Origin of the sequence: Amycolatopsis sp. NPDC048633, from assembly GCF_040650695.1 — a bacterium.
Lineage (GTDB): Bacteria > Actinomycetota > Actinomycetes > Mycobacteriales > Pseudonocardiaceae > Amycolatopsis.
The window spans coordinates 179,034-192,214 of record NZ_JBEZHS010000009.1 but is presented as its reverse complement, the minus strand read 5'-3'; the positions used below and the strand labels follow the sequence as shown (position 1 = coordinate 192,214).

10 protein-coding genes are annotated in these 13,181 nt (G+C 71.4%); 9 read left to right on the top strand and 1 reads right to left on the bottom strand.

What is annotated here, in order from left to right; translation table 11 throughout:
* Window positions 1-265: 265 nt before the first annotated feature.
* From kdpF to AB0C38_RS19160, 7 genes are read left to right on the top strand one after another with little or no spacing between them, the layout of a single operon-like run.
* A complete protein-coding gene (gene kdpF, locus AB0C38_RS19190) occupies window positions 266-367 on the top strand; it encodes a K(+)-transporting ATPase subunit F (RefSeq protein WP_247062298.1) in 102 nt (33 codons plus the stop codon).
* Window positions 367-2,028, top strand: coding sequence for a potassium-transporting ATPase subunit KdpA (gene kdpA, locus AB0C38_RS19185; RefSeq protein WP_360674702.1), 1,662 nt, complete (start codon window positions 367-369; stop codon window positions 2,026-2,028). The genes kdpF and kdpA overlap by 1 nt, the downstream gene beginning before the upstream one ends.
* Entirely contained in the window at window positions 2,025-4,070 is a 2,046-nt protein-coding gene (kdpB, locus tag AB0C38_RS19180; protein ID WP_360674699.1) for a potassium-transporting ATPase subunit KdpB, read from the top strand. The genes kdpA and kdpB overlap by 4 nt, the downstream gene beginning before the upstream one ends.
* Window positions 4,071-4,075: 5 nt before the next feature.
* A complete protein-coding gene (locus AB0C38_RS19175; RefSeq protein WP_360674696.1) occupies window positions 4,076-4,687 on the top strand; it encodes a potassium-transporting ATPase subunit C in 612 nt (203 codons plus the stop codon).
* Between the two features lie 4 nt (window positions 4,688-4,691).
* Window positions 4,692-7,220 (top strand): DUF4118 domain-containing protein, encoded by a 2,529-nt coding sequence (locus tag AB0C38_RS19170; RefSeq protein WP_360674693.1) that lies wholly within the window; start codon window positions 4,692-4,694, stop codon window positions 7,218-7,220.
* The gene (locus tag AB0C38_RS19165) at window positions 7,217-7,915 is read left to right on the top strand and encodes a response regulator (protein ID WP_360674690.1); all 699 of its coding nucleotides are present in this window, start codon (window positions 7,217-7,219) and stop codon (window positions 7,913-7,915) included. The genes AB0C38_RS19170 and AB0C38_RS19165 overlap by 4 nt, the downstream gene beginning before the upstream one ends.
* A gap of 30 nt (window positions 7,916-7,945) precedes the next feature.
* Window positions 7,946-8,176, top strand: coding sequence for a hypothetical protein (locus AB0C38_RS19160; protein WP_360674687.1), 231 nt, complete (start codon window positions 7,946-7,948; stop codon window positions 8,174-8,176).
* A 130-nt stretch (window positions 8,177-8,306) separates the two neighbouring features.
* Here AB0C38_RS19160 and AB0C38_RS19155 read toward each other — a convergent pair whose 3' ends face one another.
* A complete protein-coding gene (locus AB0C38_RS19155; protein WP_360674684.1) occupies window positions 8,307-8,882 on the bottom strand; it encodes a hypothetical protein in 576 nt (191 codons plus the stop codon).
* Between the two features lie 239 nt (window positions 8,883-9,121).
* On the opposite strand from AB0C38_RS19155, the gene AB0C38_RS19150 reads away from it, so the two are divergent.
* Window positions 9,122-9,409, top strand: a complete 288-nt coding sequence (locus AB0C38_RS19150) for an acylphosphatase (protein WP_360674681.1) — start codon at window positions 9,122-9,124, stop codon at window positions 9,407-9,409.
* 169 nt (window positions 9,410-9,578) lie between these two features.
* Complete coding sequence (smc, locus tag AB0C38_RS19145) at window positions 9,579-13,181, top strand: chromosome segregation protein SMC (RefSeq protein ID WP_360674678.1); 3,603 nt, start codon at window positions 9,579-9,581, stop codon at window positions 13,179-13,181.

Below are 13,181 nucleotides of genomic sequence, written 5' to 3'. Positions count from 1 at the left end.
CAACTGCATACAGTGAGATGCGGGCAAACGTTTGCGTGACGCCCGCCACCCGCCATAAAGACGGCGTAAATGGGTGTCAGGAACGCGTCAAGAGGCCGTCAGCCGCAGGTCGGGACGGGGTCCCGCAGCCGCACAGTGAACGCGTCCGGTCACCGAACCCGGTGACCCGTCTTGAGAGGTGCCCTGTGGCCGACTTGCTCTACGCCGTCCTGCTGATCGGCGTGTTCGTGGTGCTCGCACTGGCGCTGCGCGGGCTGGAGAAGCTGTGAGCGGCGCGGGAACCGTGGCCAACGTCGTCGGCGGGTTGCTGGCGCTGGGTCTGCTCGTCTACCTGTTCGTCGCCTTGATCAGGCCGGAGAAATTCTGATGTCCGACACCGCGGCCGGGCTCATCCAGCTCGGCCTCCTCCTCGCCGCCCTCGCCGCGGTCTACAAGCCGCTCGGCGACTACCTGGCGCGCGTCTTCTCGACCGAGAAGCACTCGAAGCTCGAAAAGGGCCTCTACAAGCTCTTCCGCGTCAACCCGGACTCCGAGCAGCGGTGGCCGACCTACGCCGCCGGCGTGCTCGGCTTCTCGTTCGTCTCGATCGTCCTGCTCTACCTGCTGCAGCGCCTGCAGCCGCTCCTGCCGTGGAACCTGGGCCGCGGCTCGGTGAGCCCGGGCGTCGCCTTCAACACGGCGGTTTCGTTCGTCACCAACACGAACTGGCAGTCCTACGTCCCCGAGACGACGATGGGCCACTTCGTGCAGATGGCCGGGCTGACCGTGCAGAACTTCCTGTCGGCCGGCGTCGGCCTCGCCGTGGCGATCGCGGTGACCCGCGGGTTCGTCCGGGCGAAGACCGACCGGCTCGGCAACTTCTGGGTGGACCTCACGCGCGGCACGGTCCGCGTGCTGCTGCCGATGGCGTTCGTGTTCGCGATCGTGCTGGTCGCGCTCGGCGTCGTGCAGAGCCTCAAGGCGGGCGTCGCCGTCACCAACCCGGACGGCAGCCAGAGCACCATCGCCCTGGCTCCCGCCGCGAGCCAGGAGACGATCAAGGAGCTCGGCACCAACGGCGGCGGCATCCTCAACGCCAACTCCGCGCACCCGTTCGAGAACCCGAACGCGTGGACCAACCTCATCGAGCTGTTCCTGATCCTGGTGATCCCGGTCAGCCTGACCCGCGCGTTCGGGAAGCTGGTCGGCAAGCCCAAGCAGGGGTACGTCCTGCTCGGCGTGATGAGCCTGCTGTGGGCCGCGTCGCTGGCGATCATCTGGTTCTCCGAAGCCAACGCGAGCAACCCGGCCGCACTGGCGGCGGGCGCGAGCATGGAAGGCAAGGAGCAGCGGTTCGGCATCGGGCTGACGTCGATCTTCGCCGACACCACCACGGGTACGTCGACCGGCGCGATCAACGGCGCCCACGACAGTCTCTCGGGGCTCGGCGGCGGGGGACCGTTGCTGAACATGCTCTACGGCGAGATCTCGCCGGGCGGCGTCGGCACCGGCCTCTACGGGATCCTGGTCATGGCGATCATCGCGATGTTCCTGGCCGGCCTGATGGTCGGGCGCACGCCGGAGTACCTGGGCAAGAAGCTCGGCAAGCGGGAGGTCACCTGCGCGGCGATCGCCATGCTGGCGATGCCGACCGTGGTGCTCCTCGGCTCCGGGATCGCGCTGCTGCTGCCGGACACGGCGGGTGCGCTCGGCAACCCCGGCGCGCACGGCCTGTCCGAAATCCTCTACGGCTACGCGTCCACCGGCAACAACAACGGCAGCGCGTTCGGCGGCCTGACCGCGACGAGCGACTGGTTCCAGTCGTCGTTCGGCGTGGCGATGCTGATCGGCCGGTTCATCCCGATCGTCGCCGTGCTCTGCCTGGCCGGTTCGCTGGCCGCCCAGCGCAAGGTGCCCGAGACCGCCGGCACCCTGCCCACCACCGGACCGCTGTTCGCCACCATGCTCACCGGCACGGTGGTGCTCGTCGCGGCCCTCACGTTCATCCCGGCGCTCGCGCTCGGGCCCATCGCGGAGGCACTCGCATGACCGTCACCGAAGAACGACCTCAGGTGACCCCGACAGAAACCGCCGGGCGCGTCGGCGCCGGGGTGTTCAGCCCTCGCCAGCTCTGGACGTCGCTGCCCGACGCCTTCCGGAAGCTCAACCCGAAGCACCAGCTCGCCAACCCGGTGATGTTCGTGGTGTGGGTGGGCTCCGCGCTCACCACGGTCTTCGCGATCACCGACCCGAGCGTGTTCACCATCCTGATCGCCGTCTGGCTGTGGTTCACGGTCCTCTTCGCGAACCTCGCCGAGGCCGTCGCCGAAGGACGCGGCAAGGCACAGGCGGAAAGCCTGCGGCGGTCGAAGAAGGAGACCGTTGCCCGCCGGCTCACCGCTACCGGCGAGGAGCAGGTACCCGGCGTCGAGCTGAAGATCGGCGACCTGGTCGTCGTCGAGGCGGGCCAGGTGATCCCGGGCGACGGCGACGTCGTCGAGGGCATCGCGACCGTCGACGAGTCGGCGATCACCGGCGAGTCGGCCCCGGTCATCCGGGAGTCCGGCGGCGACCGCAGCGCCGTCACCGGCGGCACGACCGTGCTGAGCGACCGGATCGTCGTCAAGATCACGACGAAGCCGGGCGAGTCCTTTGTGGACCGCATGATCGCGTTGGTGGAAGGCGCTTCGCGGCAGAAGACGCCGAACGAGATCGCCCTGACGATCCTGCTGTCGACGCTCACGATCATCTTCCTGCTCGCCGTCGTGGCGCTGCAGCCGATGGCCCGCTACTCCGGCAGCGAGCAGTCCGTGATCGTGCTGACCGCGCTGCTCGTCTGCCTGATCCCGACGACGATCGGCGCGCTGCTCAGCGCCATCGGCATCGCGGGCATGGACCGCTTGGTGCAGCGCAACGTCCTCGCGACGTCAGGCCGCGCGGTGGAGGCCGCCGGCGACGTCTCGACACTGCTGCTCGACAAGACCGGCACGATCACCTTCGGCAACCGCCGGGCGACCGAGCTCATCCCGGTCGGCTCGTCCACGCCGGACGAGCTCGCGCGGGCCGCTCGCCTGGCCAGCCTCGCGGACGAAACCCCCGAGGGGCGCAGTGTCGTCGAGCTGACCGAGGCCCAAGCGGGTCAGGACGAGCGCGGCGAGTTCGTCCCCTTCACCGCGCAGACGCGGATGAGCGGGATCGACATCGGCAACCGGCGGATCCGCAAGGGCGCCGCGAGCGCCGTGCGCGCCTGGGTGCGCGACAACGGCGGCGAGTTCCCCGACGAGACCGAGCGCGTGGTCGACGAGATCAGCGCCCAGGGCGGCACGCCGCTGGTCGTCGTCGAGGACACCGTGGTGCGCGGGGTGATCCGGCTGTCCGACGTCGTCAAGCCGGGCATGAAGGAGCGGTTCGGGGAACTGCGGGCGATGGGCATCAAGACGGTGATGATCACCGGCGACAACCCGCTCACCGCCAAGGCCATCGCCGCGGACGCGGGCGTCGACGACTACCTCGCCGAGGCCAAGCCCGAGGACAAGATGGCCCTCATCAAGCAGGAGCAGGAGGGCGGCCGCCTGGTCGCGATGACCGGCGACGGCACCAACGACGCGCCCGCGCTCGCGCAGTCCGACGTCGGCGTCGCGATGAACACCGGCACCTCGGCCGCCAAGGAGGCCGGGAACATGGTCGACCTCGACAGCGACCCGACGAAGCTGATCGAGATCGTCGAGATCGGCAAGCAGCTGCTGATCACCCGCGGCGCGCTGACCACGTTCAGCGTCGCCAACGACCTCGCGAAGTACTTCGCGATCCTGCCCGCGATGTTCACCGGCATCTTCGCCCAGCTCGGCGCGCTGAACATCATGCACCTGGCCACGCCGAAGTCGGCGATCCTCAGCGCGGTCATCTTCAACGCGCTGATCATCGTCGTGCTCATCCCGCTGGCCCTGCGCGGCGTGCGGTACAAGCCGTCGTCGGCCTCGGCCCTGCTGCGCCGCAACCTGCTCGTCTACGGCCTCGGCGGGATCGTCAGCCCCTTCCTCGGGATCTGGCTGATCGACCTGCTCGTGCGCCTCATCCCTGGAATCGGGTGAATCTCGTGAACACTCTCGTCAAGCAGACCTGGGCCGGGCTGCGCGTCCTCATCGTGATGACCGTCCTGCTCGGGGTGATCTACCCCCTGGCGGTGTGGGCGGTCGCCCGCATCCCCGGGCTGGAGGGCAACGCCGAAGGCTCGGTCGTCACGCAGAACGGCCAGGCGGTCGGGTCGTCGCTCATCGGCGTCGACCCCGTGCCGGCCGACCCGGCGCACGACCCGTGGTTCCACAACCGCCCGTCGGCGCTGTCGAAGGACGCGCTCGGCCCCGGTGACCCGTCGACCTCCGGCGCGTCCAACAAGGGCCCGTACAACGAGGACCTGGTGAAGACCATCCAGGAACGGCGCGACGCCATCGCCAAGCGCGAAGGCGTGTCACCCGACCAGGTGCCGCCGGACGCCGTCACCGCGTCCGGTTCGGGCCTCGACCCGGCGATCAGCGTCGCCTACGCCGACCTCCAGATCGCCCGCGTGGCGCAGAACACCGGGCTTCCGGTCGACCGGGTGCGGCAGCTGGTCGAGGCGAACACCTCGGGCGCCGGGATCGGTGTCCCCGGCGTGAATGTGCTCCAGCTCAACTTGGCCGTGCGAGCCGCGGCCGGAGGGGCACACTGACAGCGTGACCACCGCAAAGAAGCCGCGCCGGGGGGAGCTGAGGATCTACCTCGGCGCGGCTCCGGGCGTCGGCAAGACCTTCGCCATGCTCGGCGAGGCGCGGCGGCGGCTCGACCGCGGCACCGACGTCGTCGTCGGGCTGGTGGAGACGCACGGCCGCGACAAGACCGCGGTGCTCCTCGAAGGTTTGGAGACCGTGCCGCGGCGGCACGCCGGCCACCGCGGCCGCGAGTTCGACGAAATGGACGTCGACGCCATCCTCGCCCGCGCGCCCGAGGTCGCCGTCGTCGACGAGCTCGCCCACACGAACGTCCCGGGTTCGCGCAACGCCAAGCGCTGGCAGGACGTCGAGGAACTGCTGGCGGCCGGCATCGACGTGCTGTCCACGGTCAACGTGCAGCACCTGCAGAGCCTCAACGACGTCGTCGAGCGGATCACCGGCGTCACCCAGCAGGAGACCGTGCCGGACGAGGTCGTCCGCCGCGCCGAACAGCTCGAGCTGGTCGACATCACCCCGGAGGCGCTGCGGCGGCGGCTCGCCCACGGCAACGTCTACCCGGCCGAGCGGATCGACGCCGCGCTCGGCAACTACTTCCGGCCCGGCAACCTCACCGCGCTGCGCGAGCTCGCCCTGCTCTGGGTCGCCGACCAGGTCGACGTCGCCCTGCAGCGCTACCGCGCCGAGCAGCGGATCACCGACACGTGGGAGGCGCGCGAACGCGTCGTCGTCTCCATCACCGGCGGCGTGGAGAGCGAGACGCTCATCCGCCGCGCCAGCCGGATCGCCACCCGGGCCGGCGCCGAGCTGCAGGTCGTGCACATCCTGCGTGGCGACGGCCTCTCCGGGCTCGGGCCCGCCGCGATCGCCCGCTGCCGGACGCTGGCCGAAGAGGTCGGCGCGACCTTCCACACCGTCGTCGGCGACGACGTGCCGACCGCCCTGCTGGACTTCGCCCGCGGCGTCAACGCGACCCAGCTGGTGATCGGCACCTCGCGGCGCTCGCGCGTGGCGCGGCTGTTCGACGAGGGCATCGGCGCCGGCGTCGTGCGGCAGTCCGGGTCGATCGACGTGCACATGGTCACCCACTCCGAAGCCGGTGGACGCCTGCGAGCCCGGCTCAGCGCGAGCCCGCTGGGGTTCTCGCGGCTGGTCGCGGGCTGGGTGCTCAGCGTCGTGCTGCCGGTGCTGGTCACCGTCGTCGGCTTCTTCATCCCGGCCGGGCTCGACTTCGCCACCGACGTCATCTCCTACGTGCTGGCCACCGTCGTCGTGGCGCTGGTCGGCGGCCTCGGGCCGGCGCTGGTCGCGGCCGTGCTCGGGGCCGGGCTGCTGAACTTCTTCTTCACGCCACCGCTGTACACGCTGACCGTGCACACCCCGCAGAACCTCGTGACGCTGATCGCGATGGTCGTGGTCGCGGTGCTCGTCGCGCTGGTCGTCGACCAGGCGGCGCGCCGGGCCACGCAGGCGGCGCGGGCGCGGACCGAGGCGGCGCTGCTCGCGTCCTACGCCCGGACCGTGCTGACCCACGCGAACCCGATCGAGCGGCTGCTGGAGAAGGTCCGCGAGAACTTCGCGCTGACGTCGGTGACGCTGCTGGAGAAGCAGGAAGGGGAGTGGCGTCGGGTGGCGGTCGCGGGGGAGCACCCGTGCGCGGACCCTGATGAGGCCGACGTCGACATCGCCGTCACCGCCGACGTGCACCTGACCCTGCGCGGCCGCGCCCTGCCTGCCGCGGACCGGCGGGTGCTGGAGGCCGTCGCCGGGCAGGCGCTGCTGTCCCTGCGCCAGCAGCGCAGTGCCGACGCCGCGGCGAAAGCCGAGCGCAAGGCCGAAGCCACCGAGCTGCGCACGACGTTGCTTTCGGCCGTCGGGCACGACCTGCGGACGCCGCTGACGTCGATCAAGGCGTCCATCGGCAGCCTGCGCGCGCCGGACCTTCGACTGTCCGAAGAGGACACCGCCGAGCTGATGGAGGCCATCGAGCTGTCCGCGGACCGGCTGGCCGGGCTGATCGACAACCTGCTGGACTCCTCGCGGCTGGCCACCGGAGCCGTGGTGCCGCACCTGCGTCCGGTCGGCTACGAGGAGGTCGTCGCGCACGCGCTGTCCACGGTGGACGCTTCGGACGCGGTCGTGGTCGCGGTCGACGACCAGCTGCCGTCCGTGCTCGCCGACCCCGGGCTGCTGGAACGGGTGGTGGCGAACGTGCTGGACAACGCGTTGCGGCACGGCGGAAGCCCGGTGTCCGCGCGCGCCAGCGCCCACTCCGGCCACGTGGAGCTGCGGATCGTCGACCACGGCAAGGGGCTGCGCAAGGGGACCGCGGACTCGGCGTTCGCGCCGTTCCAGCGCCTCGGCGGCGACCGGGACACGACGCCGGGGGTCGGGCTGGGGCTGTCGGTGGCGAAGGGGTTCACCGAGGCGATGGGCGGCACGATCCGTGCCGAGGACACCCCGGGCGGCGGGCTCACGGTCGTGGTCTCGCTGCCCGCTTTCAGCGTCGAGTTCGAGGAAGAGGGGGTGCGATGACCGAGCCGGGTGCCACCGTGCTGGTGGTGGACGACGAGCCGCAGATCGTGCGGGCGCTGCGGATCAACCTGACCGCCCGCGGCTACAAGGTGATCACCGCGCACGACGGCACGGCCGCGCTCAAGGCGGTGGCCGAGACCAAGCCCGACGTCGTCGTGCTCGACCTCGGGCTGCCGGACCTGGACGGCACGGAGGTGATCGCCGGCCTACGCGGCTGGACGACGGTCCCGATCATCGTGCTGTCGGCCCGCGGCGACTCGGCGGACAAGGTCCAGGCCCTCGACGCGGGCGCGGACGACTACGTCACGAAGCCGTTCGGCATGGACGAGCTGCTGGCGCGGTTGAGGGCGGCGGTCCGCCGCTCGGCGGTGACCGGAGCGGACGACGTGGACGCGGTGGTGGAGACGTCGTCGTTCAGCGTGGACCTGGCCGCGAAGAAGGTCCGCCGCACCGACGGCGTCGAGGTCCACCTGACGAAGACGGAGTGGGGCGTGCTGGAGCTGCTGGTCCGCAACCGCGGCCGGCTGGTGGCGCAGAGGCAGCTGCTGCACGAGGTGTGGGGCCCGTCGTACGAGCGGGAGTCCCACTACCTGCGGGTGTACCTGGCCCAGCTGCGGCGCAAGCTGGAGCCGGAGCCGTCGCGGCCCCGGCACCTGCTCACCGAGCCGGGCATGGGTTACCGCTTCGAGGTCTAGGACGGCTCCGGACGGGGTACCTCACCGGGCATGGACGGGTCGAAGACGTGGCTGCTCGGCGGTGACCGCATCCCGCCGGTGATCGTGCTGACGCTGGCCGTGGGGGCGACCTTCGGCGTGACCGGCTGGATCCTCACGGCCTTCGACGGCGATGAGGTCGGCTGGGCGAGGTGGCTGCGCGTCGCGGCCGCCGGCGCGGGAGCCGTGCTGACGGTCTACCTGTGGAGGGTGTTCGCGCACCGTCTCCGGCGCGACAGCTAGCACCACCCCACCCCAGCCCGGCCGGACGCCAGGCGAGCGCCCCAATGTGGCCTTCGGTGCGTTGAACGCACCCAAGGCGGCCTTCGGTGCGTTCAACGCACCCAAGGCCGCCTTGGGGCGGTCGGATTTCTTACTGCGCGTGCGTGCTGCTCCCGGTCGGACCCGAGGACGCGTCGGTCGGCGTGGCCGTCGGCGAACCGCCGGTGCTTTCGCCGCCGCCGGTGGTCGTCGTCGTCGGTGTGGTGGGCGGCGTCGTCGGCGTCGTCGGGGTGGGCGGCGTCGTCTTGGTCGTCGGCGGGGGAGTCGTGGACGTGTGCGGCGGGGGCGGGTTGCCCGTGTCGTTGCGCGGCGGGGGCGTCGAGGCCTGGGTGACCACGGTCGTCGTGGTCTTGCCGTCCGGGCTGACCGACACGACGGTGGTCGGCGCGCTCGGCGACGTCGTGGCCGACTCGCTCGACGGTGCGCCGCCGACGGTCGACGGGCCGGCCGACGAGGGCGTGTTCGACGCCGTCTGCAGACCGGCCTGCGAGGTGCCCTGGCCGCCGGTGCCACCGATGCCGCCCGCGCTGCCGCTGGGGTCCGGGCCGGCGAGCTCGGCGACCGCGGCGAACGCGGTCGCGACCACCAGACCGGCCACCCCGAGCACGACGTACCCGGTGCGGTTCGGTTTGCTGCTCTTCGGCGGGGCGGTGTCGATCCTGGTCACGTGCGAGCTCGATGCGGACCCGTCGGGGCGGGGCATTGCAGGCTCCTCGGGGGTTCGGGAGAGGCGCGGTGTTTCTCGAAGATGCAGCGAGGCCGTTAATCGATCACTGCTTTCCCAGGTGGGGGAACCCGGGAGGACGACCTCGGCGGCGAGGCTATCACCGTCGGTGCCCTATTCGCCCAGGTAGTGGGCCTGCGCGATCACTGTGCGCAGTCGAAGTGTCCGGAAAGGATGAAAGCGTGAGTGAGGAACAAACGAACACCCGATTGACGGCGTGGGTCCGCGGGCGCGTCCAGGGCGTCGGTTTCCGCTGGTGGACCCGTAGCCGGGCGCTCGAGCTCGGACTGGTCGGCAGTGCTCGCAACATGCCCGACGGGCGTGTCGAGGTCATAGCGGAGGGTGATCGAGACCACTGTGAGCGGTTGCTGGCCGCTCTCCGGTCCGGAGAATCACCCGGAAGTGTGGAGAGTGTCGTCGAGCGCTGGTCCGACCCGAAAGGGGGACTCGGCGGCTTCCTCGAACGCTGACGCCGGCCTTGGTACTTCCGGGGCGGGTGTGGCGCACGAGGTTGCTGAGCAGATGCGCGCTGTGCTAAGGCGCGCCGATGAGGGGGCGCGTCCGGCGGTGCCCGGGGACCCCCGGGTAGCCTGGGACGATTGAATCGCCAGTACCGGCAGCCAGAGGGGTCAGCACCCAGTGCACCTGAAAAGCCTGACGCTCAAGGGCTTCAAGTCCTTCGCTTCGGCCACCACGCTGCGCTTCGAGCCGGGCATCACCTGCGTGGTCGGGCCGAACGGTTCGGGCAAGTCCAACGTGCTGGACGCGCTGCGCTGGGTCATGGGCACCCAGGGCGCCAAGGACCTGCGCGGCGGCAAGATGGAGGACGTCATCTTCGCCGGCACCGCGGGCCGCGCCCCGCTCGGCCGCGCCGAGGTCACCCTCACCATCGACAACGCCGACGGCGCGCTCCCCATCGAGTACGGCGAGGTGTCGATCACCCGCCGGATGTTCCGCGACGGCGCGAGCGAGTACGAGATCAACGGCGACCGCTGCCGCCTGATGGACGTCCAGGAGCTGCTGTCGGACTCCGGCATCGGCCGCGAGATGCACGTCATCGTCGGGCAGGGCCAGCTGTCGGCGATCCTCGAGTCGAAGCCCGAAGAGCGCCGCGCCTTCATCGAAGAGGCCGCCGGCGTCCTCAAGCACCGCAAGCGCAAGGAACAGACCCTGCGCAAGCTGGCCAACATGCAGGGCAACCTCGACCGCCTCGGCGACCTCACCACCGAGCTGCGCCGCCAGCTCAAGCCGCTGGGCAAGCAGGCCGAGATCGCCCGCAAGGCCCAGTCGGTCCAGTCCGAGCTGCGCGACTCCCGCCTGCGCCTGCTCGCCGACGACCTGGTCACCCAGCGGGGCACGATCGAGCGCGACGAGGCCGACGAGAAGACCGCCCGCCAGCGCCGCGCCGAGGTCGAGCAGACCCTCGAGATCGTCTCCGCCGAAGAAGCCGAGCTGGAGTCCTCGCTCGCCGAGGACGCGCCGCTGCTGCAGAGCGCCCAGGAGACCTGGTACAAGCTGTCCGCGCTGGCCGAGCGTCTGCGCGGCACCGTCCGGCTCGCGATCGAACGCCAGCGCCACCTGTCGGCCGACGTCTCCACCTCGACCGGCGGCCGCGACCCCGAAGAGCTCCTCGAAGAGGCCGAGCGCGTCGCCGAGCAGGAAGAGGAGCTCAACGAGGCCGTCATGGAGGCGCGGGAGCTGCTCGCCCAGACCGTGCTGCGGCGCGAAGACCTCGAACAGCGCGTCCAGGCCGCCGAGCGTGCCCACTGGGCCGCCGTGCGCGCCATCGCCGACCGCCGTGAGGGCATGGCCAAGCTGACCGGCCAGGTCGAGGCGCTGCGCAGCAAGAACGGCGCCACCTCCGACGAGATCGACCGCCTGAGCGTCTCCCTCGAGGAGTCCGCGGAACGCGCCGAGATCGCCGTCGAAGAGCTCGAAGTGGCCAAGGCGGAGGGCGGCGTCGAGGAGTCCGACGACTCCGGCCTGATGGACCGCCACGACCGCGCGGTCGAGGCCAACAACGCGGCCAAGGCGCGCGTCGAAGAGCTGGTCAAGGCCGAACGCACCGCCGAGCGCGAGATCGCCTCGGAGAAAGCGCGCGTCGAGGCCTTGTCGATGGGCCTGCGGCGCAAGGACGGCGCGGGTGCGCTGCTCGGCGCGTCCCACGAGCTGCCGGGCCTGCTCGGCTCGGTCGCCGCGCTGCTGACCGTCGAACCCGGTCACGAGGTCGCGCTGGCCGCGGCGCTCGGCCCGGTGGCCGACGCGGTCGCCGTCGCGGGCGGCGAAAACGCCCTGCGCGCGCTGAAGTACCTGAAGGACACCGACTCCGGCCGCGCCGGCATCCTGCTCGGCGGGCCCGAGTCCACTGTGGACACCTACTCGTGGCCGTCGCTGCCCGAAGGCGCGCGCTGGGCCCGCGAGGTCGTCACGGCGCCGGCGCAGCTGCGGCCCGCCGTCGAACAGGCCCTCGACAAGCTGGCCCTGGTCCGCGACCTCGACGCGGCCCGCCACCTGGTCGCGACGCACCCGGACGTCCGGGTGGTCACGGCCGAAGGCGACGTCTTCGGCGCCCGCTGGGCGATCGGTGGCTCCGGCAAGCGCGAGAGCGTGATCGAGGTCCAGGCCGCCGTCGACGAGGCCGGGGAGCGGCTCCGCACGGCCGAACGCTCGCTGGAGCGGTACGCGGCCGAGCTGGAAGGCGCCCGCGCCGAGCAGCAGGCGCGGCGCGAAGAGGTTTCCCAGGCCAAGGACGCGCTGGGTGAGGCCAAGGTCCGCAAGGCCCGGTCGTCGGAGCGGCTCAGCCGGCTGCAGCAGGCGGCCCGCCAGGCCCAGGCCGAGGTCGAACGCTTCAGCGGCCAGCGCGCGAAGGTCGAGCAGAGCCGCGAGCAGGCCCTGGTGCAGCTCGCCGAGCTGGAGGAACGGCTCGCCGCCGTCGCCGAGCAGCCCGTCGAGGACGACCCGGACACCGCCGAGCGCGACGCCGCGGTCGAGGAACTGGCCGTCGTCCGGCAGGAGGAGATGGAGGCGCGGCTCGCGCAGCGCACCGCCGAAGAGCGGGCGCGCAGCATCGCGGGCCGGGCCGAAGGGCTCCGCCGTGCCGCGCACGCCGAGCAGCAGGCCCGTGAACGCGCCGAGCGCGCTGCCGCGAACCGCAAGCGTGGCGCCGAGATCGCCAACGCCGTCGTCAACGGCGGCGAGATCGCCCTGGAGCGCATCGAGCAGTCCGTCCAGCGGGCGGCCACCGAACGCGACCAGGTCCAGGCTCGCCGCCAGAGCCGCGAGGCCGCGCTGACCGGCGTCCGCGCCAAGGTCCGCGAGCTGACCGGCGAGCTGGAGAAGCTGACCGACGCCGTCCACCGCGACGAGGTGCAGCGCGCCGAGCAGCGGCTGCGGCTGGAGACCCTGGAAGCCAAGATCGCCGAGGACTTCGGCATCGGCCTCGCCGACCTGGTCCAGGAGTACGGCCCGGACGTCCCGGTGCCGCCGAGCGCGGGCGAGATGGCCGAGTACGAAGCGGCGAAGGACCGCGGCGAGGACGTCACCCCGCCGCCGCCGATGCCCTACGACCGCGACACCCAGGCCCGCCGCGCCAAGCGCGCCGAGAAGGACCTTTCCCTGCTGGGCAAGGTCAACCCCCTCGCGCTGGAGGAGTTCGCGGCGCTGGAGGAGCGCTACAAGTTCCTCTCCACGCAGCTCGAGGACCTCAGGGACACCCGCAAGGACCTCGAGGCCGTGATCAAGCAGGTCGACGAGAAGATCCTCGAGGTCTTCGCCGGGGCGTACGCGGACGTGGCCCGCGAGTTCGAGACGGTGTTCAGCGTGCTGTTCCCGGGCGGCGAGGGCCGGATGGTCCTCACCGAGCCGGACGACCTGCTGAGCACCGGCGTCGACGTCGAAGCGCGCCCGCCGGGCAAGAAGGTCAAGCGGCTGTCGCTGCTGTCGGGTGGCGAGAAGTCGCTGGTCGCGGTGGGCATGCTGGTCGCGATCTTCCGCGCCCGGCCGTCACCCTTCTACGTCATGGACGAGGTCGAGGCCGCGCTCGACGACACCAACATGCGCCGGCTGATCGGGCTGCTGGAGCAGCTGCGCGACTCGTCGCAGCTGATCATCATCACCCACCAGAAGCCGACCATGGAGATCGCCGACGCGCTCTACGGCGTGAGCATGCAGGGCGACGGCATCACGAAGGTGATCTCGCAGCGCCTGCGCACGGCCGACGACGAACCGGTCGCGGTCGGCTGA

Excerpts from the sequence above, each read along its gene's own strand:
- kdpA (WP_360674702.1), top strand. The coding sequence starts at position 367 with ATGTCCGACACCGCGGCCGGGCTCATCCAGCTCGGCCTCCTCCTCGCC.
- kdpB (WP_360674699.1), top strand. The coding sequence starts at position 2,025 with ATGACCGTCACCGAAGAACGACCTCAGGTGACCCCGACAGAAACCGCC.
- AB0C38_RS19165 (WP_360674690.1), top strand. The coding sequence starts at position 7,217 with ATGACCGAGCCGGGTGCCACCGTGCTGGTGGTGGACGACGAGCCGCAG.
- AB0C38_RS19160 (WP_360674687.1), top strand. The coding sequence starts at position 7,946 with ATGGACGGGTCGAAGACGTGGCTGCTCGGCGGTGACCGCATCCCGCCG.